The organism is Rhodococcus sp. P4_F5 (assembly GCF_056401315.1).
Window position 1 is genome coordinate 1 of sequence record NZ_JBFUJP010000024.1, and the last position, 22,715, is coordinate 22,715.

Here is a 22,715-nt window from a genome sequence, read left to right on the forward strand (position 1 = left end):
GCCATCGGGACATGGATACCCAATAAGGATAGGAGAAGCGGACGACGGGCGGAACCGTCTCGACCCGCCGACTGAAGCTCTTGTAGGAAGCTGACAACAAACCATCTGTCCGGAATAGCGATCGTCCTACAGGACCCGCGTGCACGGCGGATCGTGAAGAGCTGTCGGCGGTCATCCCCCTCTCCGAACGCCAAGGAACGAGGCGAGAACACCGCCACCTAACGCCGCGAATCACACTATTGGGCTACGCCCGCGTCTCGACCGCCGACCAGAACCTCGATCTTCAGAGCGACGCTCTGAGCGCCGCGGGCTGTTTAAAGGTGTGGACCGACATCCCGTCCGGCCGGAACTCGCTGCCCTCATGGATGTACTGCGGCCCGGCGACACCCTCGTCGTGTGGCGGCTCGACAGACTCGGGCGAAGCCTCCCCCACCTAATCGAGACCATCGCCGAGCTCGAGCAGCGCGGCGTCGCCTTCCGTTCTCTGACCGAGTCCATTGACACCTCGACCGCGGGCGGGCGGCTCATCTTCGGTGCCTCGCAGATTTCGAGCGCAGCCTCATCCGCGAGAGGACAGTCGCCAGCCTCGCGGCGGCCCGCGAGCGCGGCCGCGTCGGGGCCGTCCGGCCGCGCTCACCCCCGCGAAGAAGCGACAAGCCAAGAAGATGCGCGCAGAGGGCGTGCCCATGTCGGAGGTCGCCGAGGTGCTCGAGGTCGCGCGGAGCACCCTGTACCGGCATCTCGGCTAGGGCCGGCGCGGTGTTCACCTATCGAGACCGGCCCGGCTAACCAGCGCGCACAACGAGTCGGAGAGAACCGAGCCTCAGGTCCCGCGTGCTTGGCACAGGACAGTCGCCAATCGCGGGGCCCCAGTCGAGATCCGATCGCGTGCGATCGCGATGACGTCGACGTCCCGATCATTGGCTAGGCGCACCACCGGATGGCCGTTCGGCCAGGCATGCCATCGTGCGCCCTCGACCTGATCGACAAGCACGACACCAAGAAACTGGCCAATCTCGTTGCCCAACATCGGACTGATCTCTGGGTCACGCGACCAAGCATCGATGGCAGCATCGATGGCGTCCAGACCTTCCACCGAGTTACTCAGCTGCTCGCCGCGGGCAGCCATCCATTGGGGCAGCTCGTCCGGATGGAGGGGCTGCCCCTCGATATCTCGATCACGGACATACAGAGCGATCCCGCGAGCGATGCCGTACTTGGGTCCAAAACGAAACACCCGCTGAACAAGTCGCATCACGAACCCAGTATCGGACACCCGGCGTCGGCGCACGGCTGTTCTTCCCGGACAAGATCGTCGTGTGTGGTGCGTTCGGGGTCAGGGTGAGGCGAGCCAGGCACGACGGGACTCGATCTGCTCGGGAGACGCGGCGGGTCAGTCGGCCAGGGCGTCGAGAACGGCGTCGTAGTCCTCGTCGTCGAGGAGTCCCTCGTCGAGGGCTCGGCCGACCTGGTTGTTGAACCCGCCCTCGGTGATCGGAGGGGCGTCGTTGGCGTGCGGGAAGGGGCTCGGGGCGCCGGGCTTCTCGTAGGTCCACTCGATCAACTCGCGCCGCAGCGTCACGCGGTCGATCTCTCCCGCGGCGTACCGGGCGGCGATCTCGTATGCGGTGCCTCCGTGCGTACCGGGCCGGACGTCGAGGGCCTCGACGCGGGCTCGCTTGAGGAGGTCGCTGATGGTCGGCTGGCTCACGTCCGCGATCCGAGCAAGGTCGGTCTGCGTCAGCCCCGACTCGTAGAGCTGGCGCAGGTGCCGCAGGTAGTTGATCCGCGCCACCTTCTCGCGGGCCTTGTCTTGTGCCAGCCCGCGGTAGAGCTGCTGCTGCTCGTGATCGAGACCCATGATGATCGGCATCTTCTCCCCGTTGCGCTATAGGCAATCCTATAACCGCAGGTGGAAAGGGTAAGGGGTTCAATCCAGTCGGGGCGACAAGTCCCCCAGACGGGCGCCGTCAAGTCCCCCCAGACGGGCGCCGTCAAGGATCGCGGCGGGTGTCGGACCGCGCTACCCGCCGAGGACCGTCAGACCGTGCGGACGCAGGTTCATCGACTCGCAGCCGTAGGCCGTCACCACCACGATGTCCTCGATCCGTGCGCCCCACCGGCCGCGGAAGTAGATGCCCGGTTCGATGCTGAACGCCATGCCCTCGGCTAGCTCGATCCTGTTGCCCGCCACGATGTACGGCTCCTCGTGCACCGACAGGCCGATGCCGTGGCCGGTGCGGTGCACGAAGACCTCCGCGAGCCCGGCGGCGGCGAGCACGTCGCGGGCCGCGGCGTCGACCGACTCCGCGGTGACCCCCGGCCGGACCGCGTCCACCGCGGCGCGCTGGGCCCGCTCGAGCACGGCGAACTGCTCCGCGATCTCCGGGCTGGGCTCGCCCAGGCTGTAGGTGCGGGTGGAGTCGGAGTTGTAGCCCGGCTCCACCGGGCCGCCGATGTCGATCACCACGATGTCACCGGACTCGATCACCCGGTCCGACACCTCGTGGTGCGGGTCGGCGCCGTGCGGACCGGACCCGACGATGATGAACTCGGCGCCGGTGTGGCCCTCCTCGACGATCGCGGCGCCGATGTCCGCGGCCACCTCGGCCTCGGTGCGACCGGCCCGCAGCCACTGCCCCATCCGCGCGTGCACCCGGTCGATCGCCGCGCCCGCCCGGCGCAGTGCCTCGATCTCGGCCTCGTCCTTGAGCATTCTCAGCTCGCGCAGCACCCCGGTGGCCAGCACCGGCGGTGCGCCGAGGGCCGCGGTCAGCGGAATCACGTGCAGGGCCGGCATCGCCTCCGCGACCGCCGTGCGGCTCGGCGTCGGCAGCAGCGACCCGACCAGCGCGTACGGGTCCACGCCGTCCACCCAGTCCCGCACCGACAGGCCCAGTTCCGCGGTCGCCGAGTCGCCGAGCGCGGCGAGCTCCAGGCGCGGGACCACCACCGACGCGGCACTCCCGTCGGCCGGCACCACCAGGCAGGTGAGCCGCTCGAACGAGTCGGCCCGCGAGCCCAGCAGGTACCGCAGGTCCGGGCCCGGGGTGATGAGCAGCGCATCGAGTCCGGCGGCCGCGGTGAGCTCGGCGGCGCGGCGCAGGCGCTCGCCGTATACGGCGGTCGGGAATCGTCCTGTCGAGGAGCTCTGTGCACTCATGACACTGAGGCTAGCGATGTTTGGCAGGATGAGCGGCATGACTGGCCCCCTCCTTCTCCTCGACGGCGCAAGCCTGTGGTTCCGCGCGTATTACGCACTGCCCGAATCGTTCACGGCGAAGGACGGCCGACCGGTCAACGCGGTGCGCGGGTTCACCGACATGGTCGCCTCGCTGATCACCCGGCACCAGCCGTCCCGGCTCGCGGTCTGCCTGGACCTGGACTGGCGCCCGCAGTTCCGGGTGGACGCGGTGCCGTCGTACAAGGCTCACCGCGTGGCAGCCRAACACGAGCAGGGCCCGGACGTCGAGGAGGTGCCGGACACCCTGACCCCGCAGGTCCCGATGATCCTCGACGTGCTGGCCGCGGCGGGGATCGCCACCGCGGGCGCGCCGGGGTGCGAGGCGGACGACGTGCTCGGCACGCTCGCCGCCCGCGAACGCGAGGACACCGTGGTCGTGGTGAGCGGGGACCGGGACCTGCTGCAGGTGGTCGCCGACGAGCCGGTGCCGGTGCGGGTGCTCTACGTGGGCCGCGGACTGGCCAAGGCCGAACTGTTCGGCCCCGTCGAGGTCGCCGAGAAGTACGGGGTCCCGGCCGGGCGTCCCGGGCCCGGTTACGCGGAACTGGCCCTGCTGCGCGGCGACCCGTCCGACGGCCTGCCCGGTGTGAAGGGCGTCGGCGAGAAGACCGCGTCCGCGTTGCTGCTCGAGTACGGCTCCGTGGCGGCACTGCGGGATGCGGTGGCGGACCCGGAGTCCGGTCTGGCCAAGGGAATTCGGGCTAAGCTGACGGCCTCGGCGGACTACCTCGACGCGGCGCTGCCGGTGGTGCGGGTGCTCACCGACGCCGACGTGACGTTGTCGCGGCCGGACCTGCTGGCCGCCGCGCCGGTGGACCCGGACCGGCTGGCCGAACTGGCCGCCGACCTCGCGATCGAGACGTCCGTCGGCCGACTGGTCAAGGCGATGGCGGCGCCGCGTCAGGCGTGACCGGTGACCGGCCCGCCGGTCAGGGCGTGGTCGGCCGGCCGACCACGTAGGTGCCCTCGTCGTCGGTGAACGTGACGGTGACCTKCTGCGGGTTTCCCTTGACGGTCAGCGTGCAGGTGAAGGTGGCGTCCTTGACCACCTTCTGCCCGGCGGGGCAGGCGACGTCGGCGACGCCGGTGGCCCCGTACGAGTCCGCCAGCACCTGGGCGACGCCCTGCTCCGCCGCCGCCCGGTCCAGGGTGGTGCCCTGGGTGCCGAGCACCGCGGCGACGACACCGCCGACCAGCAGGAGGGCGACGATGCCGATGCCCACCCACTTCGACACGGAGGACTTGGCCGGGCCGTGCTCGGGCGGCGCCGCCGGGTACGGGGGCTGCGCCACCGGGTACTGACCGGGCGGGAGGTACTGGCCCGGCAGCGGCTGTCCCGGGTACGGCTGCTGCGGAAACTGCGCACCGGCGTACTGGGGCGGCKGGAACTGCGGCTGCGCGTACTGGGGTTGCGGGACCTGTCCGGTCGGGAACGGGCCCGGCTGCGGGTACTGGCCACCCGGGAATCCCGCCGGCGGGAACTGTGCCGGAGGGAACTGCTGACCCGGGTACTGCGCGGGCGGAAACTGCTGCTGCCCGGGGAACGGCTGCGCGGGAAACGGCTCTGCCGGCATCTGGGGCGGCGGGGCGTGCGGCGGCACCTGACCACCCCAGGCCTGCTGGTCCCACTGCGGCGGGGCCGGTGTGGGCACGGGCGCCGCGTCCGCCGGCTGAGGCTGTGGCGCGTCGGGACGCTGCGCCCACTGCTGGTCCTGCGCGGCCTGCCCGTCGGTGCTGCCGGCGTCGAACTGATCGTTCATCGTGCCTCCACTCGGGTGCTCGCCCGTCGTCCTTGCTCCCCCGCCGCAACGCGTCGGGCGCGACAACCCCTCGGCGGCCCGATGTTTCGACAGCGCCCGAATCCAATCACATCCGGCACGCTCAGGCCGCGTCGACGGCGACGACACCCCTGCGGATCGCGCCGACCGCCTTCGATGCCGCGGACCGCACCTCGGGGTCGGGCGCGGTCGAGTGCACCTGGTCGAGCAGGTCGATCACCTGCCGGCACCACCGGACGAAGTCGCCCGCCGACAGGGCCTGGCCACGGTCCCCGGCCGCCAGCAGCGCGTCGACGAGCGGTTCGCCGCGTGCCCACTTGTAGACGGCGGTGACGAACCCCAGGTCGGGCTCCCGGGTCAACGGCAGCCGGTGCCGGACCTCGTCGGCCCGCAGCGCGGACCACAACTGCACGGTCTCGCCGAGCGCATGCCGGATCGGGCCGGTGGGTCCGCGGTCGCCGACGTCCCCGTCCTGACGCGACTCGTAGACCATGCTCGACACCACCGCGGCGAGTTCGGCCGGACCGAGCCCCTTCCAGGCGCCGTGGCGCAGGCACTCGGCCACCAGCAGGTCGCTCTCCGAGTAGATCCGAGCCAGCCGCTGCCCGTTCTCGGTGATGCCGTGGCCGGTTGCGCCGGCGGCGCCCAGTTCGCCCTGTTCGATGTAGTCCCGCTCGCCGAGCAGGCCGAGAATCCGGTCGAAGGTGCGCGCCAGCGAGTTGGTGGTCGCGGCGACCTTCTGCCGCAGCGTCTCGGTCTCGCGGGCGAGCTTGTTGTACCGCTCGCCGATCCGGTTCAGCTGCTCACGATCCGGCGAGCTGTGACACGGGTGCGAGCGCAGGGCCCGCCGCAGCGTCGCCAGCTCCCGGTCGCTCGACGCGGGCGAACGCCGCTTGCCGTACCGGCCCGGCGCGACGATGCCGGTGCTGCGCAGCGCGGCGGCGAGGTCGCGGCGGCTGCGGGCGGTGTGGTGGTCGACGAACTTCGGCAGCCGCATGGTGCCGAGCGCCTTCGCGGGCATCGGGAACTCGGCCGCGGAGACCCGGCCGGCCCACTTGTCCTCGGTGAGCACCAACGGCCGGGGGTCGGTCGCGTCGGAGTCGACCTCGAGCACGACGGCGAGTCCGGAGCGTCGTCCGACCGGGATGGCGATGACGTCGCCGCGGCGCAGCGCGGTCAGCGACTCGACCGCGTCCTGCCTGCGATCCGTGCGGCCCTGACGTTCGAGCTGACGCTCACGGGCGCGCACCCGCCCGCGCAGCTGCGCGTACTCGAAGAACTCGCCGTCGACGCCGCCGAGTTGGTCGGCGAGCTGGGCCAGCGCCGCCTCGTTGCGTTCGACGGTGCGGACCAGCCCGACCACCGAACGGTCGGCCTGGTACTGCGCGAACGACCGCTCCAGCAGCGAGCGGGACTCCCGTGCGCCCATCCGGTCGATCAGGTTGATCGACATGTTGTACGCCGGCCGGAACGAGCTGCGCAGCGGGAAGGTCCGGGTGGAGGCCAGGCCGGCCACCTCGGTGGCCTCGATCCCCGGCTGCCAGAGCACCACCGCATGTCCCTCGATGTCGATGCCGCGGCGGCCCGCCCGGCCGGTGAGCTGGGTGTACTCGCCGGGCGTCAGCTCCGCGTGCGTCTCGCCGTTGTACTTGACCAGCCGCTCGAGCACCACCGTGCGGGCCGGCATGTTGATCCCCAGCGCCAGCGTCTCGGTGGCGAACACCGCCCGCACCAGCCCCTTGACGAACAGTTCCTCGACGGCGTGCCGGAACGCGGGCAGCATGCCGGCGTGGTGCCCGGCGATGCCGCGTTCGATGCCCTCGCGCCACTCCCAGTAGCCGAGCACCGCGAGGTCTGCCTTCGGCAGCGCGCCGGTGTGACGGTCGATGATCTCGGCGATCTCGGCGGCCTGCTCCTCGGTGGTCAGCTTCAGCCGGGAGCGCAGGCACTGCGCGACCGCGGCATCACAGCCGGCGCGACTGAAGATGAAGGTGATGGCGGGCAGCAGGCCGTCCTCGTCGAGCCGGGCGATCACCTCCGGCCGGGCCGGCGGGCGGTAGTTGGTGTTGCCACCGCGACCGCCACGCACCCGGCCCCGCGGCTCCCACGACTCGAGCCGGGCCGCCGCCTCCCGCTGCTTGAGGTGCCGCACCAGCTCGCGGTCCACGACCAGGCGTGCGGCGGGGTCCTGGGCCTGCGTGTCGTTGTCGAACAGGTCGAACATGCGCCGGCCGACCATGATGTGCTGCCAGAGCGGGACCGGCCGCACCTCGTCGACGATCACCTCGGTGTCGCCGCGCACGGTCGCCATCCACGACCCGAACTCCTCGGCGTTGCTCACGGTCGCCGACAGGCTCACCAGTCGCACGTCCTCGGACAGGTGCAGGATCACCTCTTCCCACACGGCGCCGCGGAACCGGTCCGCCAGGTAGTGCACCTCGTCCATCACCACGTGCGAGAGCCCACGCAGCAGGTCGGAGTCCGCGTACAGCATGTTGCGCAGCACCTCGGTGGTCATCACCACCACCGGCGCCTGCGGGTTGATGCTCGAATCACCGGTGAGCAGGCCCACCGAGGCCTTGCCGTAGCGCTCCACCAGTTCGGCGTACTTCTGGTTGCTCAGCGCCTTGATCGGGGTGGTGTAGAAGCACTTGCGCCCGGAGACCAACGCGAGGTGCACGGCGAACTCGCCGACCACGGTCTTGCCCGCGCCGGTCGGGGCGCACACCAGCACCCCGTGACCGGCCTCCAGGGCACGGCACGCCTCGGACTGGAAGCGATCAAGGGAAAATTTCAGCTGCGCCGCGAAGACCTCTAGTTCCACCCCGTCAGGCTGTCACATGTCGGTCGCGGACTGCGACCGACATGTGCGCCGTCACAGGGTGTCGGAGAAGTCGCCGGACGACGGCGCGCTGACCGCGTCCGCCTTGTCGATCGGCGCGGTCTCGCCCAGCGGCGAGGCCTCCTCGTCGTCGAGCCCGCCCCAGCCCTCGGCGGCCTGCCGGCGTGCCTTGCGCTTGTCGTGGACGCGGGCGATCTGTACCGCGAACTCGAAGAGGACGGTGAGCGCCAGCGCCAGCGCCAGCATCGAGAACGGGTCCGAGCCGGGAGTGGCGAACGCCGCGAAGACGAACAGCGCGAAGATCAGCCCCCGACGCCAGGCCTTGAGCTTCTCGTACGGGAGCACCCCGACGAAGTTCAGCGCCACGATGATCAGCGGGATCTCGAAGCTGACGCCGAAGATGATCAGCAGGTTGATGATGAACCCGAAGTACTCGTTGCCGCTGAGCGCGGTCACCTGGACGGTGTCGCCGATGGTGAGCAGGAAGCTCAACGCCTGCGCGACGACCACGTAGGCCAGCACCGCGCCGGTCACGAACAGGGCCGCGCCGGCGGTCACGAAGCCGATCGCGTTGTGGCGTTCCTTGTCGTGCAGACCGGGGGTGATGAAACCCCACAGCTGGTAGAGCCACACCGGGCAGGCCAGCACGATGCCCGCGGCCAGCGCGACCTTGAACCGCAGCATGAACTGGTCGAACGGCCCGGTGGCCAGCAGGCGGCAACTGCCGTCGGGGCTGATCTCGGCGCGGCTGGACTCCGGCAGCGAGCAGTACGGGCCGCGCAGCAGGTCGCCCAGGCTCTCGAGTCCGAGGATCTGGTGTCCGTACCAGAAGAAGCCGAAAGCCGTCGTCACCAGCACCGCAAGGAGCGCCAGCAGCAGCCTGGTACGCAACTCGTAGAGGTGTTCGACCAGCGACATGGTGCCGTCGGGATTGACCCTGCGCTTGCTCTGGCGCGGGTCGAAGGGGATTCGCACTRTGGACCCTAGTTCTGGTCAGCCGTCGGCCCGGGACACAGCAGCATCCCGGGCCAGGTCGGGTACGGGACTAGGACGTACGAGGTTCGGTCTGCGGGGTGACCGGCGCCGCCTCGGCCGTCACCGGGGTGACGGCGGGCAACTGCGGGGTCACGGCCGGGGCCGCAGGCGCGGCGGCCGCGGGAGTGCCGTCGTTCTGCATCTCCTTGACCTCGCTCTTGAAGATCCGCAGCGACCGTCCGAGGCCGCGAGCGGCGTCGGGCAGCTTCTTCGAGCCGAACAGGATGACGAGCACCACTGCGACGATGATCCAGTGCGTGGGCTGCAATCCGCCCATTTCTACCTCCAGAGACTTAGTTGGTTCGATGCTACCGGACCGATGGCCCGCGTTCTCGGTCGTGAGTGACCGATTTATCCGGAAGTGGATCCGTCAGCGGACTGAGAATAGGCCGCCAACGCGGCGCTCGCACGGGACCGTACCGCGACCGAGAGCTCCTCGGGGCCGAGTACCCGAACCCCGAGCCCGAAGCCGGCCATCAACCGGGCCATCCACTCCAGCGACCCGTACCGCATCGAGGCCTCGATCGACCCGTCGGCGGCCACCCGCACGTCGGTCATCGGGTAGTAGTCCATCACCCAGGCGTGGTCCGCGGCGACGGCGAGCCGGGCCTGCGGCAGGGTGTCGTCGTCGTGGAACAGGTCCGTCGCGTGCGAATCGTCGAGCGCCTCCTGCGGGGGCCGCGCCGGTTCGTCCAACTGGGTCGCCGCGTCGATCCGGTCGAACCGGAACATCCGGACGCCCTCGGCCTGACGGCACCAGGCCTGCAGGTAGCTGTGGTTGTCCATCAGCACGATCCGCACCGGGTCCACCACCCGTCGGGTCACCGCGTCGCGAGAGGCGGAGAAGTAGGTCAGGTCCAGGGCCCGGCCACGGCCGACCGCGGCCCGGACCGTCGCGGCGATCGGGTCCTCCGGCTCGACGGGCGGCGCGGCGTGGGTACCACCCGCGGCTGTGCCCGCCGCGGACTCGATCTTGGCGATCGCGCCCTGCACGGCCGTCGGGTCCGCGGTGCCGGGCATCTCCACCAGCGAGCGCAGCGCCACCAGTAACGCCGTCGCCTCCGTGGACGTCAGGCGCAACGGGCGGTCGATGCCGGCGGAGAAGGTGACCTGGATGCTCTCCTCGGAGAACGACAGGTCGATCAGGTCGCCGGGGCCGTAGCCGGGCAGCCCGCACATCCACAGCTGGTTCAGGTCGCTCATCAGCTGGGTGGTGCTCACCCCGAGCTCCGCGGCGGCCTCGGCCGCGCTGATCCCCGGGTTCGCCGCGAAGTACGGGACCATGTTCAGCAGCCGGGACAGCCGTCGCGACAGCTGACTCATCGAGCAGTCTCCATACCCGGGTTCTCCCCCACCACTGCGGCCGCCCGCAGCTTGTCCATCACGTCCCCACGCAGGTCCGGCGGTGCCAGCACCAGCGCGTCCTCCCCGTATCCGGCGATCAGCCGGGCCACCCAGTCCCAGGACCGGACCGGCACCTCGAGCACCGTCCCGTCCCAGTCGCCGACGGTCCGCCTCGACACCGCCCGGCCCAGCCGCCGCAGTTCCTGGGCCCGGCCGTCGCGGACCACCACCGTCGCGGTGCCCGCGACGCCCCCGGTGCCGACGATCCGGTCGACCATCGCCCGGAGGTCGACGCCGGCCGGCTTGTGCACCGCGTTCTCGGGGCCGAACGCGACGACGTCGTCGCCGATCCGGGAGAGCCGGAACGTGCGGGTGGCGTCGCGGTCGACGTCGTGCCCGACGAGGTACCAGCGGCCGTCGTGGGTGACCACACCCCAGGGCTCGACGGTCCGGGTCCGGTAAGGCTCGTTGCGCGCCGGGCGGTGCTCGAAGCGGACGGCGCGTCCGGCGTCCACCGCGGCCAGCAGCTTCTCCAGCGCCGGTTCGGAGCCGCGGGTGCGGGCCGGCAGTGCGGTCACCACGGGCGCGGCCGGGTCCTGGTCGACGACCACGCCCGCGGCGCGCAACTTCATCAGCGCGCCCTGTGCGGCGGAGGTCAGCTCCGGCGACTCCCACAGCTGCACCGCGATCGCGACCGCGGCGGCCTCCTCGCTGGTGAGGTCGATGTCGGGCAGTTCGTAGGCGTCGCGGTTGATCCGGTAGCCCTCGACGGTGCCGAAGCGGGAGGCCTGCCCCGTCTCGAGCGGCACGCCCAGGTCACGCAGCTCGTTCTTGTCCCGCTCGAACATCCGACTGAAGGCGTCGTAGTTGGATTCCTCGTCGTACCCGGCGACGAGGTGCCGGATCTTCTCGGCCGTCAGGAACTGCCGCGTCGCGAGCAGGCAGATGACCAGATTCATCAACCGCTCGACTTTGCTGATCGCCACGGGTCAGCAGCCTAGCCACACCACGCTCACATGGAGGCGATCAGGCGCTCGACGCGCTCGTCGACCGACCGGAACGGGTCCTTGCACAGCACGGTCCGCTGGGCCTGGTCGTTGAGCTTGAGGTGCACCCAGTCGACGGTGAAGTCCCGGCCCGCGTCCTGGGCCGCGGAGATGAACTCGCCGCGCAGCTTGGCCCGGGTGGTCTGCGGCGGGGTGTTGACGGCCTCGTCGATCTGCTCGTCCTCGGTGACCCGCTTGGCCAGACCCTTGCGCTGGAGCAGGTCGAAGACGCCGCGCCCCCGCTTGATGTCGTGGTAGGCGAGGTCTAGCTGGGCGATCTTCGGGTCCGACAGTTCCATGCCGTACTTGTCCTGGTACCGCTGGAAGAGCTTGCGCTTGATCACCCAGTCGATCTCGGTGTCGACCTTCGCGAAGTCCTGCGCCTCCACGGCGTCGAGCGCGCGGCCCCACAGGTCCACCACCTGCTCCACGTACGGGTCGGGTTCACGGGTGCGCAGGTGCTCGACCGCCCGCGAGTGGTACTCACGCTGGATGTCGAGGGCGCTGGCCTGCCGGCCGCCGGCGAGCCGAACCGGGCGGCTGCCGGTCATGTCGTGGCTGACCTCACGGATGGCGCGGATCGGGTTGTCGAGGGCGAAGTCGCGGAAAGTGACGCCGGCCTCGATCATCTCCAGCACCAGCGCCGCCGAGCCGACCTTGAGCATGGTGGTGGTCTCGGACATGTTCGAGTCGCCGACGATGACGTGCAGGCGCCGGTACTTCTCGGCGTCGGCGTGCGGCTCGTCGCGGGTGTTGATGATCGGCCGGGACCGGGTGGTCGCCGAGGAGACCCCTTCCCAGATGTGCTCCGCACGCTGCGAGAGACAGAAGGTGGCGGACTTCGGGGTCTGCAGCACCTTGCCCGCGCCGCAGATCAGCTGCCGGGTCACGAGGAACGGCAGCAGCACGTCCGAGATCCGGGAGAACTCCCCCGCCCGGACCACCAGGAAGTTCTCGTGGCAGCCGTACGAGTTGCCCGCGGAGTCCGTGTTGTTCTTGAACAGGTAGATGTCGCCGCCGATGCCCTCCTCGGCGAGGCGCTCCTCCGCGTCGACGAGCAGGTCCTCGAGCACGCGCTCACCGGCACGGTCGTGGGTGACCAGCTGCCCCAGGCTGTCGCACTCGGCGGTCGCGTACTCGGGGTGCGATCCGACGTCGAGGTAGAGCCGTGCGCCGTTGCGGAGGAACACGTTGGAACTGCGACCCCAGGACACCACCCGGCGGAACAGGTAGCGGGCCACCTCGTCGGGGCTCAGCCTCCTGTGGCCGTGGAAGGTGCAGGTCACACCGAACTCGGTCTCTATGCCCATAATTCGTCGCTGCACACTTCGAGAGTACAACGCGCACAGCCTCGTTGACCGGATCCACGCGTACGGACATCGAACGGTGACCAGTGCGGCCTAGCCTGGAGCCGTGACGAACACGGAACCGACCGTCGTCGAGTCGAGGGTGTGGGTCGACGACGGCTTGCGCGCGGCCAGTCGGGCGGCCGACCACGGCCTGTTGTGGTTCGCGGTGGGGGCCGTCGCGTTCGCGGTGGGCGGCCGGACCCGGCGTGCGGGCGTTCGCGGTGTGCTGTCCCTCGCCGGGGCCAGCGCGCTGACAAACGCCGTGCTCAAACCGGTTTTCCCGCGGCGCCGACCGCCCCAGGAGCACGTCGCGCCGGGACGGCGGCCGCGGCGGGTGCCCACATCGTCGTCGTACCCGTCCGGCCACGCCGCCTCGGCGGCCGCCTTCGTCACCGGGGTGGCCCTGGAGTCGCCGGCGGCCGCGGTTGCGCTCGCCCCGGTCGGCGCCGCGGTCGCGTACTCGCGCATCCACGTCGGGGTGCACTGGCCGTCGGACGTGCTGGCCGGCGCCGTGGTCGGTGCGGCGGTCGCGTTCGGCACCCGCCGTTGGTGGGCGGTCCGGACGGACGAGCCCGCCACCCTCGGCACCACCGCGACCGCCCCCGCCCTGCCCGACGGCAGCGGCCTGTTGATCCTGGTCAACCCGGGTTCGGGCGCATCCGACGAGGACCCGAGCGACCAGCTGCAGCGTCTGCTGCCGGCCGCCACCGTCCTGCGCGCCGACCCGGACGGCGACGTCAACGCGCAACTCGAGGCCGCCGTCGAACGCTCGGCGCCCCGCGCGCTCGGGGTGTGCGGCGGCGACGGCACCGTCGTGACCGCGGTGGACGCCGCACTCCGGCACGACCTCGTGTTGGCGGTCTTCCCCGGCGGCACACTGAACCACTTCGCCCGCGACGTCGGCGTCGAGGACGTCGAGGCCACCCGCGACGCGGTGACGGCGGGCACCGCGGTCCGGGTGGATGTCGGCGAGGTACTGCGCGACGGGAAACCCGCAACGGTCTTCGTCAACACGGCGAGCCTGGGTGGGTATCCCGACGCGGTCCGGCTGCGTGAGCGGTGGGAACCGCGACTGGGCAAGTGGCCGGCGGCCGCCGCCGCAATGGCCCGGGTGCTGGCCTCGGCCGAGCCGATCCCGGCGACGGTGGACGGTCGGCGGACCTCGATCTGGATGCTGTTCGTCGGCAACGGCAGGTACGCGCCGTCCGACCAGGTCCCGCTGTCGAGACCGGACCTGAACGAGGGCACGCTCGACGTCCGGTACCTGCGGGCGGACCGGCGCTTCTCGCGCACCCGGCTGCTGTGGGCGACGGCCACCGGCACCCTGGCGAACTCGCAGACGTACGCGCACGCGAACACCGACACCGTCACGGTGCGGCTGCAGGGCGACCCGGTGTCACTGGCGACCGACGGAGAGGTGATCGGCCGGGGCCGGGAGTTCCGGTTCGCGAGCCGGCCCGCGGCGCTGCGCCTGTACCGGTGAGGCACGTGTACGACGTCGCGGCGGTGACCGCCCGTGGCTTCCCCACGGGCGGCCGACTCCGGCTTGGTCGCGGCGGGCAGCAGCGCCGCGAGTGCGGCGCCGGTGATCCGCTTGAAGGCGCGCCGCGGGCGGTTCTGGTCGAGCACCGCCACCTCGAGCGCCTCGACGCCGATGGTGCGCGGCTCCGCGTCGCCGCTGCCGGGCACCACCGTGCCCCTGCGCAGCGCGGTGACCGCCACGTCCACCGCGGCGGCCAGGTCCAGGCCCGGCCGGTAGCTGTCCTTGAGGGCCAGCGCGATCGGCTCGGTCGCGCCGCCCATCACCACGAACCGCTGCTCGTCGACGATGGACCCGTCGTAGGTGATCCGGTAGAGCTGGGCGTGCGTGTCCTGACCCGCCCGGCCGACCTCGGCGACGCAGAGCTCCACCTCGTACGGCTTGGGCTGCTCGGTGAAGATTCCGCCGAGCGTCTGCGCATACGCGTTGGCCAGCGAACGGCCGGTGACGTCGCGGCGGTCGTAGGAGTACCCCCGCATGTCGGCATGCATGATGCCGGCCCGCCGCAGGTTCTCGAACTCGTTGTACTTGCCGACGGCGGCGAACCCGAGCCGGTCGTAGAGCTCACTGACCTTGTGCAGCGCCGTCGACGGGTTCTCCGCCACGAACAGCACCCCGTCCGCGAAGGTGAGCACGACGACACTGCGGCCGCGGGCAATTCCCTTGCGCGCCAGCTCCGAGCGATCGCGCATGATCTGCTCGGCGGACGCGTAGTACGGCATCGTCACGGCATGTCACCTGCTTCCTGGGTGCGGGCGGTGACGACGTCCCGGGCCAGTTCCGCGGCCCTGGCCGCGGCCACCTCGACGGCGCCGTCCGCGGTGATCACCACGGCGGTCGGGTAGATGCCCCGGGTCATGTCCGGTCCGCCGGTCGCGGAGTCGTCGTCGGCGGCGTCGTACAGCGCGGCCATCGCGGCGCGCAGTGCGTCCTCCTCGGTGCCCCGCGGGTCGTACGTCTTCTTCAACGCCGACTTCGCGAACAGCGACCCGGAGCCCACCGCGTGGTATCCGGCGCGTTCCTCGTAGCGTCCGCCGACCACGTCGTACGAGACGATTCGGCCGGCCTTGGACAGATCCGCCGCGTCGAGGTCGAAGCCGACCAGCAGCGGCACCACAGCCAGCCCCTGCATGGCCGCGCCCAGGTTGCCGCGGACCATCGAGGACAGCCGGTTGGCCTTGCCGTCGAAGGTCAACGGCACCCCTTCGATCTTCTCGTAGTGCTCGAGCTCGACCGCGAACAGGCGGACGAGTTCGATCGCCACGCCCGCGGTGCCCGCGATGCCGGCGGCGGAGTAGTCGTCGGTGACGTACACCTTCTCCACGTCGCGGCTGGCGATCATGTTGCCCATGGTGGCGCGGCGGTCACCGGCGAGCACCACGCCGCCTTCGAAAGAGACCGCCACGATCGTGGTGCCGTGCGGTGCCAGGTCCGCGGCGTTCATCGGCTCACTCCCGGTCCGGAGTGAGCGACCGACGTCGAACCGGTTCTCCGGCAACAGGTCCGGCGCATGCAGACGCAGATGTTCGGAGAACGAGGACAGCTGCGTGCCGTACCGCAGCCGCTCATCCCCGAGTGCGGGGCGCGACGCCGGGTGATCCGCCGTCACTGCCCACCCTTTTGCACGTACGCGCGCACGAAGTCCTCGGCGTTCTCCTCGAGCACGTCGTCGATCTCGTCGAGCAGGTCGTCGGTCTCCTCGGCCAACTTCTCCCGACGTTCCTGACCGGCCGCTCCCTCGCCGACCTGGCCGTCGTCTTCGTCGCCACCGCCGCTGCGTTTGGTCTGCTCCTGCGCCATAGCCGCCGACCTCCTCGTTAGGTTTCCTCAGTTGCGCCCGCACACCGGGTCTTCCTGAACGCCGGGGTCTTCTCGACCGTCGATGTCCCTGCCACACCCAGTGTGCGCCTCGTGCACGGATCTCCACCCTACCGAGCAACACCGTCAGAACGCGGGTGCGTGGCCGTGTCGCGGGGGCGGTGTTCAGGTGGTGAGCTGATCGACCAGGTCGGCGGCCGATTCCGCGGCGTCGAGCAGGGCGCCGACGTGCGCCTTGCTGCCCCGCAGCGGCTCCATCGTGGGGATGCGCACCAGGGACTCCCGGCCCAGGTCGAAGATCACCGAGTCCCAGCTCGCGGCCGCGATGTCCGCCCCGAACCGGCGCAGGCACTCGCCCCGGAAGTAGGCCCGGGTGTCGGTCGGCGGGTTGTGCACCGCGTCGAGCACCTGCTGCTCGGTCACGAGCCGGTCCATCGACCCGCGCGCCACCAGCAGGTTGTAGAGCCCCTTCTCGAGCCGCACGTCGGAGTACTGCAGGTCGATCAGGTGCAGTTTCGGCGCGGCCCAGCCCAGCCCGTCGCGGCTGCGTGCGCCCTCGAGCAGCCGCAGCTTGGCCGGCCAGTCCAGCAGGTGCGTGCACTCCATCGGGTCCCGCTCGAGCAGGTCCAGGACCATGGCCCACTTGTCCAGCAGGTCCGCCACCCGCGGGTCGTCGTCGCCGCGTCGGGCCGTGAACTCCGCCACCCGCTCGTGGTAGATCCGCTGCAGGGCAAGGCCGGTCAGCTCGCGGCCGTCGGCCATCGCGACCGCCTGACGCAGGGTCGGGTCGTGGCTGATCTGGTGGACCGCGGTCACCGGCCGGGCCAGATGCAGGTCCGACAGGTCGACACCGGCCTCGATCAGGTCCAGCACCAGCGCGGTGGTGCCGACCTTGAGGTAGGTCGACATCTCCGCGAGGTTGGCGTCGCCGATGATCACGTGCAGACGCCGGTACTTGTCCGCGTCGGCGTGCGGCTCGTCGCGGGTGTTGATGATGCCGCGCTTGAGGGTGGTCTCCAGCCCGACCTCGACCTCGATGTAGTCGGCGCGCTGGGACAGCTGGAAGCCGGCCTCGTCGCCGGACTGCCCGATTCCGACGCGTCCCGACCCGCAGATCACCTGCCGGGAGGCGAAGAACGGCGTCAGGCCGGCGACGACGGCGTTGAACGGCGTCTGCCGCGACATCAGGTAGTTCTCGTGGGTGCCGTACGACGCGCCCTTGCCGTCGACGTTGTTCTTGTAGAGCTGCAGTCGCGGTGCGCCGGGCACGCTCGCGACGTGCCGGGCCGCGGCCTCCATCACCCGCTCGCCGGCCTTGTCCCAGATCACCGCGTCGAGCGGGTCCGCAACCTCGGGCGCCGAGTACTCGGGGTGCGCATGGTCGACGTACAGGCGAGCGCCGTTGGTGAGGATCATGTTGGCGGCGCCGACCTCGTCCGCGTCGATCACCGGGGCCGGGCCGCTGAACCGGCCCAGGTCGAAGCCGCGGGCATCGCGCAGGGGCGATTCCACCTCGTAGTCCCAGCGGGTCCGCTTGGCCCTCGGGACGCCGGCGGCCGCCGCATAGGCGAGTACCGCTTGAGTCGAGGTCAGGATGGGGTTCGCGGTCGGTTCCGTCGGGGAGGAAATCCCGTACTCGACCTCGATACCGATGATGCGCTGCATGCCCACGAGCCTAGATCGTCGATGCGCTCGGCCCTCCGACTATTCCCTTGCGGCGCCGCCGCGCCGCTGTCGGCTGCGATCCGTGGTCGGCAGGGCGAGGCGGAAGCCAGCCGGCGGCCGGCAGCGATCGCTGCCGGCCACACGGTGAACACCACCGGTCCGGATCCCGTGTGCGCGGTGACACGATCCAGTGGCGACCCCATGAAGGTGGTGCACGGATGCACGTCCACCGATCCCGCATCGCCCGTGGCGACGTTGGTGTAGCCGATCCTGACCGATCGGAAGCCGAAACCGTTTGCGGAGCAGACCTCGTCCGAGAGCGGCGCCGAGAACACCGTCTCGCCGGGAACATCCGAGGTTTCGGCGTTCACCGTTCCGTTGTAGGGAAACGGCACGACGAGTCCGCTCACCGCAATCCCGGTCGCGGGAATCTGCATCACCGTGACCGCATCCGGACCGATGGGCTCTCCGAACGAACCCCCCACCGACCCCGCCAGCGAACCGGACACCGAACCGTCCGCCGAGCCACCCGACGAACCGGCGGCCGCGGCGATCGGCGACACCGCAGTCGCCACCGCAACGGCGGCAATCCCTCCCAAGATGCCGACCCGCAGAACCCCCGCTGTGTGCATTCCTCATCCCCTTCATCGGTCGTTGATCAGAACGGTGGACGCACCCTAACGTCCCCTACCGGGGTCCGTTGCCGATTTCGCGGCGCCATTTCCCGGGCCGACACCCCCTCCCTCGGAGCGTGTCCTAGATCGTTCGCCGACGGCTCGAGCCTTCGGCTCAAACGCCGATAAGCTGCGTTATGACATTATTGTGGTGAATGGCGAGCGATGACGACCGGCCGCGGCACCACCGAAACGGTCAGGCCGGGCAGGTCGGCGTGCCCGGAAACTGCCCCACCCCTGCCTGGCAGCCGACCTCGGTCACCGCGGTCATCCGCTCGACCGGTTCCCTGATCTGCAACGCCGGCACCAGGCCGCCGGAGACGAGTGCCGTCTTGGTCGCGGGGAGCGTCGCGCGCTCGTCGAACGTTCCGCGGGCCTGCGCGAAGGCGACCAGTTCGTCGTAGACCATCGACAGCATCGCCTCGGTCGTCCGGTCCCCCGGCTCGAGCCCGGCGAAGTCCACACCCGTCTCGTACTCGTGGCGGATCGCGTGCGGGCCCTGGTCGCAGGTGGGCTTGTTCAGGTCGATGCGGAACTCCGACCGATCCGGCGACGGCGGCGTGATCGTGCCGGCGTCGGTGCAGGCCCGGTGCGAGATGCGGTCGCCGAGCGCATGCAGGTAGATGCCGGTCCGCGCGTTCCAGGCGTTGTCGCCGATCCAGGAGTCGAACTGCCCGGACCGCACGTCGCCGGAGATCACCTGCTCGCCGGTCTCGTTGTCGAACGGGATGGCCACCGGGGTCTCGACGGCATACTCGCCGTGGATCTGCGCGGGCTGAGGGTCGCCGTAACAGGCTGCGCCGGTGGCATAGTCGCCGTCCGCGCTGGGGTTGGTGAAGCCGCCGGTGCACAGCGGCGCGGCGCTTCCTGGCCCGGCCATGGCCCACCGGCGCAGGTGCGTGAGCATGACCTCGTGTGCGGGATCGTGGGCATCGGGACTGAGCCCGTCCGGCTGGGCATCCGACGGCCCACGCATCGTCGGCAGGAAGTGGAAGAGGAAACCGCCGGTGGCGAAGTGGGTGCGCACCAGGCCGCTGATGTCCTGGGTGGTCAGGGAATCCGCGTCGGGGACGAGCCTGCCGTCGACGTCGCGCGGGGCGAACGACCCCAGATCGGTCGCCTCGTCGTATGCCGCGATCCAGTACGCGGCGCGCTCGGAGAAGCCCACGCTGCGAGCGATGATGTACGTCGAGTCCGTGTGCACGAGGCTGCGTCCGCCGAGCGGTCGACGCAACGTGAACCCGTACGCCGCGAACGCCTGCAGTCCGCACACCGGAGCGTCCGGAGCGTCGAGCGGGCACACCGGTGGCAGCGGGCCGCAGTTGTGGGCGGGGGCGCCGTCCTCCGTGTAGCAGATGTCCTCGGCGAACGCGTGGGCCGCCGACGGCGGAACCAAGACCGCGGCACACAGCGCCAGCGCCGCCCCTGTAAAGCTCACCTGTCGACCGTGCATTCTCATCGGACCACGCCTTTCGATGTGGCGGAGCGCGCGCACGTCAACGCCTGATCAGAACGCTCACGTTCCGCTGCCGAGACGGCACTGCAGGTAGTCGCCCGCGTGGAGGCGCCGAAGCACCACGCGCACCGGCCGGGGCGCCCACCGCGCCTGCGGGTCGCATTCCCGTCGCGGGTCGGTCAGGGCCAGCAGGTGTCCGCGGGTGGTGATGTCGACCCGGCCCGCGGCCAGCACGTTGAGTACCCAGTCGCTGTCCCGCCCGTAGGTGATCCCGAAGCGGAAACCGTCGCCGTACCGGAAGCAGTTCACCGGGGTCCGGTACGGACGGCCGCTGCGGCGACCCCGGTGGTGGACGATCGCGAATCCCGGCAGCCGACCGGCGACCGGTAGCACTACGCGATTGGTCGCCGCCCTGTTGAAGCGGGCCAGCCGCCTCGGGAGAGGCACTCGGTCAGCCTAACGCCTCGTGACACGATGAGGACATGGATCACCAGCCCGGCAATGCCGCACCCGTCGGGGACGAGGTCGTCACCGTCTACGACGCCGAGGGACACGAGACGGGCACCGCCCCGCGGTCGCGGGTGTACGAGGAGGGACTGTGGCACGCCAGTTCCGGCGTGCTGCTGCGGTCCCTCGACGGGCAGCGGATCTACGTGCACCGCCGCTCCCCTGCCAAGGCCGTGTTCGGCGGCATGCACGACTGCCTCGCCGGCGGCGTCGTCGACCCGGGCGAGACACCGACCGACGCCGCCGCCCGCGAACTGGGCGAGGAACTGGGGGTGCACGGCATCGACCTCACTCCCCTGGCCCGGGTCTCCTGGGACGGAGAGTGGGACGGAAAGCTGCTGCGCTGCCACCTTTTCGCCTTCGAGGGGCGCTGGGACGGGCCGGTGGTGCACCAGGCGAGCGAGATCGTCGACGGCTGGTGGTGGACCGAGGCGGAGCTRCGCGCGCACCTCGCCGACCCGGCGTGGCCGTTCGCCCCGGACAGCCGGGCCCTGCTCGCGGACTTCCTGACCGCCACGCCGCGGTAGCGGCCGACCGGACGGCGGTGGCCCGGACTCGGTGTCGATCGCGCGGCTGGCACTGGCGTTCTTGCCAGTCACCAACGTGCGGATGTAGACGATCCGCTCGCCCTTCTTGCCCGAGATCCGCGCCCAGTCGTCCGGATTCGTCGTGTTCGGCAGGTCCTCGTTCTCGGAGAACTCGTCGACGATCGAGTCGAACAGGTGCTGCACGCGCAGGCCCGGGGTGCCGGTGTCCAGCACCGACTTGATGGCGTACTTCTTCGACCGGTCCACGATGTTCTGGATCATCGCGCCCGAGTTGAAGTCCTTGAAGTACAGCACCTCCTTGTCACCGTTCGCGTACGTGACCTCGAGGAAGCGGTTCTCGTCGCTCTCCGCGTACATCCGGTCCACGACCCGCTCGATCATGGTCTTGATGCAGGCGGTGCGGTCGCCGCCGAACTCCGCCAGGTCGTCGGCGTTCACCGGCAGGTGCTCGGTGAGGTACTTCGAGAAGATGTCCTGCGCCGACTCCGCGTCGGGGCGTTCGATCTTGATCTTCACGTCCAGGCGGCCGGGCCGCAGGATCGCGGGGTCGATCATGTCCTCACGGTTGGACGCGCCGATCACGATGACGTTCTCCAGGCCCTCGACGCCGTCGATCTCGCTGAGCAGCTGCGGGACCACGGTGGTCTCGACGTCCGAGGAGACGCCGGAACCACGGGTACGGAAGATCGAGTCCATCTCGTCGAAGAACACGATCACCGGGGTGCCCTCGGAGGCCTTCTCCCGGGCCCGCTGGAAGATCATCCGGATGTGCCGCTCGGTCTCGCCGACGAACTTGTTGAGCAGTTCCGGGCCCTTGATGTTGAGGAAGTAGGACTTGGCGTCCTTCGCGTCCTGCCCCCGGGCCTCGGCGATCTTCTTGGCCAGCGAGTTGGCCACCGCCTTGGCGATCAGCGTCTTGCCGCAGCCGGGCGGGCCGTAGAGCAGCACACCCTTCGGCGGCCGCAACGCGTACTCGTGGAAGAGGTCCTTGTGCAGGAACGGCAGTTCCACGGCATCGCGGATCTGCTCGATCTGCCGGCCGAGTCCGCCGATGTCGCCGTAGTCGACGTCCGGCACCTCCTCGAGCACCAGGTCCTCGACCTCGGCCTTCGGGATCCGCTCGAACGCGTACCCGGCCTTGGTGTCGACCAGCAGCGAGTCGCCGGGCCGCAGCTTGCGGGTCGGCGAGTCGATGTCCTCGTCGACGGGGTGCTCGGTGACGTCCGAGGCCGCCAGGATCAGCGGGTGTGCGAGCCAGACCACCCGCTCCTCGTCGGCGTGCCCGATCACGAGCGCACGCTCGCCGTCGTCCAACACCTCTCGGAGACTGCAGATCTCGCCGATCCGATCGAACGAGCCGACCTCGACCACGGTGAGCGCCTCGTTGAGCCGTACCGTCTGGCCGGGCCGCAGCGACTCCGCCTCGATGTTCGGCGAGCACGTCAACCGCATCTTGCGCCCGGACGTGAACACRTCGACGGTCTGGTCCGGGTGCATCCCGATCAGCACGCCGTACCCACTCGGCGGCTGGCCCAGCCGGTCGACCTCCTCGCGCAACGCGATCAGCTGCTGACGCGCCTCCTTGAGCGTGTCCATCAGCTTCGAATTGCGGATCGAGAGCGAGTCCACCCGAGCCTCGAGTTCGCGTACCTGCTCGGGCGACTGCGCCAACTGGCGACGCAACCGGGCCGCCTCGAGTTGCAGGGCCTCCAGCTCCGCCCTGGCAGCCGACGAGTCCGGATTCTCTGATGCGCTCATGCGCGACTCCTCCCAGTTGCGATCTATCAACGCTACAGCCGCCGCGCCGAATCTGCGGAGCGACACCAGCGACACGACACAGTGTGAGATGTCCGTCAGACAGAACMGGTT

At 70.4% G+C, this 22,715-nt stretch carries 19 protein-coding genes and 3 pseudogenes; 4 read left to right on the plus strand and 18 right to left on the minus strand.

Annotation, left to right across the window (positions count from 1 at the left end; genetic code table 11):
• Positions 1-230 precede the first annotated feature (230 nt).
• Positions 231-749, plus strand: a pseudogene (locus tag AC1DU4_RS12080) (recombinase family protein).
• Between the two features lie 74 nt (positions 750-823).
• Here AC1DU4_RS12080 and AC1DU4_RS12085 read toward each other — a convergent pair.
• The 3 genes from AC1DU4_RS12085 to AC1DU4_RS12095 all read right to left on the minus strand — a co-directional run bounded on the left by AC1DU4_RS12085 (position 824) and on the right by AC1DU4_RS12095 (position 3,163).
• Positions 824-1,255: a DUF6278 family protein gene (locus tag AC1DU4_RS12085; RefSeq protein ID WP_477840198.1), complete on the minus strand. Its 432-nt coding sequence runs from the start codon at positions 1,253-1,255 to the stop codon at positions 824-826.
• Between the two features lie 138 nt (positions 1,256-1,393).
• Positions 1,394-1,873, minus strand: a complete 480-nt coding sequence (locus tag AC1DU4_RS12090) for a helix-turn-helix domain-containing protein (RefSeq protein ID WP_477840091.1) — start codon at positions 1,871-1,873, stop codon at positions 1,394-1,396.
• A 150-nt stretch (positions 1,874-2,023) separates the two neighbouring features.
• Positions 2,024-3,163 carry a M24 family metallopeptidase gene (locus AC1DU4_RS12095; protein WP_477840093.1) on the minus strand — a complete coding sequence of 380 codons (1,140 nt, stop codon included), beginning with the start codon at positions 3,161-3,163 and terminating at the stop codon, positions 2,024-2,026.
• A 37-nt stretch (positions 3,164-3,200) separates the two neighbouring features.
• On the opposite strand from AC1DU4_RS12095, the gene AC1DU4_RS12100 reads away from it, so the two are divergent.
• Entirely contained in the window at positions 3,201-4,154 is a 954-nt protein-coding gene (locus AC1DU4_RS12100; RefSeq protein ID WP_477840095.1) for a 5'-3' exonuclease, read from the plus strand.
• A gap of 19 nt (positions 4,155-4,173) precedes the next feature.
• Here the strand turns inward: AC1DU4_RS12100 and AC1DU4_RS12105 are convergent, their stop codons facing one another.
• The 7 genes from AC1DU4_RS12105 to pafA all read right to left on the minus strand — a co-directional run bounded on the left by AC1DU4_RS12105 (position 4,174) and on the right by pafA (position 12,614).
• Positions 4,174-5,004, minus strand: coding sequence for a DUF4333 domain-containing protein (locus tag AC1DU4_RS12105; protein ID WP_477840097.1), 831 nt, complete (start codon positions 5,002-5,004; stop codon positions 4,174-4,176).
• A gap of 121 nt (positions 5,005-5,125) precedes the next feature.
• Positions 5,126-7,846 (minus strand): DEAD/DEAH box helicase, encoded by a 2,721-nt coding sequence (locus tag AC1DU4_RS12110; protein WP_477840099.1) that lies wholly within the window; start codon positions 7,844-7,846, stop codon positions 5,126-5,128.
• 51 nt (positions 7,847-7,897) lie between these two features.
• Entirely contained in the window at positions 7,898-8,839 is a 942-nt protein-coding gene (tatC, locus tag AC1DU4_RS12115) for a twin-arginine translocase subunit TatC (protein ID WP_477840101.1), read from the minus strand.
• Positions 8,840-8,909: 70 nt separating this feature from the next.
• Positions 8,910-9,176: a Sec-independent protein translocase subunit TatA gene (gene tatA / locus AC1DU4_RS12120; RefSeq protein WP_072844714.1), complete on the minus strand. Its 267-nt coding sequence runs from the start codon at positions 9,174-9,176 to the stop codon at positions 8,910-8,912.
• 74 nt (positions 9,177-9,250) lie between these two features.
• Complete coding sequence (locus AC1DU4_RS12125; RefSeq protein ID WP_477840103.1) at positions 9,251-10,222, minus strand: helix-turn-helix transcriptional regulator; 972 nt, start codon at positions 10,220-10,222, stop codon at positions 9,251-9,253.
• The gene (locus tag AC1DU4_RS12130; RefSeq protein ID WP_477840105.1) at positions 10,219-11,229 is read right to left on the minus strand and encodes a helix-turn-helix transcriptional regulator; all 1,011 of its coding nucleotides are present in this window, start codon (positions 11,227-11,229) and stop codon (positions 10,219-10,221) included. The genes AC1DU4_RS12125 and AC1DU4_RS12130 overlap by 4 nt, the downstream gene beginning before the upstream one ends.
• A gap of 26 nt (positions 11,230-11,255) precedes the next feature.
• Positions 11,256-12,614 (minus strand): Pup--protein ligase, encoded by a 1,359-nt coding sequence (gene pafA / locus AC1DU4_RS12135; protein WP_477840107.1) that lies wholly within the window; start codon positions 12,612-12,614, stop codon positions 11,256-11,258.
• Between the two features lie 88 nt (positions 12,615-12,702).
• Between pafA and AC1DU4_RS12140 the strand changes: the two genes are divergently transcribed.
• Positions 12,703-14,121, plus strand: coding sequence for a phosphatase PAP2 family protein (locus tag AC1DU4_RS12140; RefSeq protein ID WP_477840109.1), 1,419 nt, complete (start codon positions 12,703-12,705; stop codon positions 14,119-14,121).
• Between the two features lie 35 nt (positions 14,122-14,156).
• On the opposite strand, the pseudogene prcA reads toward AC1DU4_RS12140, so the two are convergent.
• The 7 genes and pseudogenes from prcA to AC1DU4_RS12175 all read right to left on the minus strand — a co-directional run.
• Positions 14,157-14,906: pseudogene (gene prcA / locus AC1DU4_RS12145) on the minus strand (proteasome subunit alpha); the annotation flags it as partial.
• Positions 14,903-15,787: a proteasome subunit beta gene (prcB, locus tag AC1DU4_RS12150; RefSeq protein ID WP_477840111.1), complete on the minus strand. Its 885-nt coding sequence runs from the start codon at positions 15,785-15,787 to the stop codon at positions 14,903-14,905. The gene prcB and the pseudogene prcA, both read right to left, overlap by 4 nt.
• Positions 15,784-15,978: a ubiquitin-like protein Pup gene (locus AC1DU4_RS12155; RefSeq protein ID WP_072844720.1), complete on the minus strand. Its 195-nt coding sequence runs from the start codon at positions 15,976-15,978 to the stop codon at positions 15,784-15,786. The genes prcB and AC1DU4_RS12155 overlap by 4 nt, the downstream gene beginning before the upstream one ends.
• A 183-nt stretch (positions 15,979-16,161) precedes the next feature.
• The gene (gene dop / locus AC1DU4_RS12160; protein ID WP_477840113.1) at positions 16,162-17,661 is read right to left on the minus strand and encodes a depupylase/deamidase Dop; all 1,500 of its coding nucleotides are present in this window, start codon (positions 17,659-17,661) and stop codon (positions 16,162-16,164) included.
• Positions 17,586-18,293: a hypothetical protein gene (locus AC1DU4_RS12165; protein ID WP_477840115.1), complete on the minus strand. Its 708-nt coding sequence runs from the start codon at positions 18,291-18,293 to the stop codon at positions 17,586-17,588. The genes dop and AC1DU4_RS12165 overlap by 76 nt, the downstream gene beginning before the upstream one ends.
• A gap of 238 nt (positions 18,294-18,531) precedes the next feature.
• Positions 18,532-19,794 (minus strand): hypothetical protein, encoded by a 1,263-nt coding sequence (locus AC1DU4_RS12170; protein WP_477840117.1) that lies wholly within the window; start codon positions 19,792-19,794, stop codon positions 18,532-18,534.
• 57 nt (positions 19,795-19,851) lie between these two features.
• Positions 19,852-20,184: a nitroreductase family deazaflavin-dependent oxidoreductase gene (locus AC1DU4_RS12175; RefSeq protein WP_477840119.1), complete on the minus strand. Its 333-nt coding sequence runs from the start codon at positions 20,182-20,184 to the stop codon at positions 19,852-19,854.
• An 89-nt stretch (positions 20,185-20,273) separates the two neighbouring features.
• Here AC1DU4_RS12175 and AC1DU4_RS12180 point away from each other — a divergent pair, with 89 nt between their 5' ends.
• Positions 20,274-20,825, plus strand: coding sequence for an NUDIX hydrolase (locus AC1DU4_RS12180; protein ID WP_477840201.1), 552 nt, complete (start codon positions 20,274-20,276; stop codon positions 20,823-20,825).
• 24 nt (positions 20,826-20,849) lie between these two features.
• Here the strand turns inward: AC1DU4_RS12180 and arc are convergent.
• Positions 20,850-22,604, minus strand: a pseudogene (gene arc, locus AC1DU4_RS12185) (proteasome ATPase); the annotation flags it as partial.
• Positions 22,605-22,715 lie beyond the last annotated feature (111 nt).